Here is a 662-nt window from a genome sequence, read left to right on the forward strand (position 1 = left end):
CCGCCGCTCGTGGGCCCCCCGCCCGCGCTCGTGCTGCTCACGCTGCTGCTCCACCGGTTCCTCCTCGTCCGCCGGCGCGACGCCGGCCGCCCGGGACCGGCACCGCGCCGGCCCCGCGACCACCGTGACCGTGCAGCACCCGGCGAGGACCGTCGCGGGACGGCTGCTGTGGACACCACCCGTGAGCTGCTGGCTGTGCAGCGCGCGGGCCGGGCGCGGTGCCTCCTCAACCGGTGAGGACGTCCCCGGCGAGGGTGAGCACGACGGGCACGACGCCCAGCAGCAGGAACGACGGCAGGGTGCACAACCCCAGCGGCAGCACGAGCTGCGAGCCCAGCCGCGCGGCGGCCTCGGCGGCGGCCCGGCGCCGCTCGGCGCGGTGCTGGGCCGCCGCCGACAGCAGCAGGGACGCGGCCGGGGCCCCGGTGCGCGCGGACAGCAGCAGCGGCTCGGCCAGCGGGTGCCAGCGCTGGTCGGCCCCCTCGAAGGCGCGCTGCGGCTCGGCGCCCCAGCGCAGCTGCGCGCACACCCGCGCCAGGTCCTCCGGCACCGGGCCGGGCACCGCCGCGACGGCCTGCTCCAGGGCCCGGCCGGGCGGCAGGCCGGCGGTGACGGCCGCCGCGGTCAGCTCCAGCAGCAGCGCCAGGTCCAGCCCCGGCCCG

At 80.7% G+C, this 662-nt stretch carries 1 protein-coding gene; it reads right to left on the minus strand.

The features are described from left to right. Window positions 1-226: 226 nt before the first annotated feature. Window positions 227-662: type II secretion system F family protein (locus GTR00_RS22170; protein WP_166613629.1), on the minus strand; the 436-nt coding region annotated here is incomplete at its 5' end.

Source organism: Kineococcus indalonis (assembly GCF_009906395.1).
In the GTDB taxonomy this organism is placed as follows: domain Bacteria; phylum Actinomycetota; class Actinomycetes; order Actinomycetales; family Kineococcaceae; genus Kineococcus; species Kineococcus indalonis.